At 69.5% G+C, this 279-nt stretch carries 1 protein-coding gene; it reads right to left on the bottom strand.

What is annotated here, in order from left to right:
- The coding region (locus tag ACLJNW_RS24630) for a hypothetical protein (protein WP_410961277.1) at positions 1 to 279 on the bottom strand (279 nt) is incomplete at both ends.

Raw genomic sequence — 279 nt, 5'->3', positions numbered from 1 at the left:
CGACAGGAGGATGCCGCCGAGGGCCTGCCAGAGCGGCATGTCCCGCGCCACAACGCCGAGGTCGCCGGCGACACCGGTGGCGGGGAGAGCGAAACCGAGGCCGTGCTCGCTGGCGAGGTCGGGGAAGATCCAGCACGCGGCGTTGAGCAGCAGCATGCCGTTGTTGGCGGTGAGGTTGCGCGCCAGCACCATGCCCGGAACCAGGTCGCGGGTGCCATGGGCACGGACTTGCGGATCGGCCAGGGTGAAATCGGCAAGGGTCGTCGCACAGACCTGGAT

The sequence above is a fragment of the Salmonella sp. SAL4457 genome (genome assembly GCF_046548235.1).
Taxonomy (GTDB): Bacteria; Pseudomonadota; Gammaproteobacteria; order Enterobacterales; family Enterobacteriaceae; genus Salmonella; species Salmonella enterica.
This window is presented reverse-complemented; position numbering and strand designations above follow the sequence as displayed.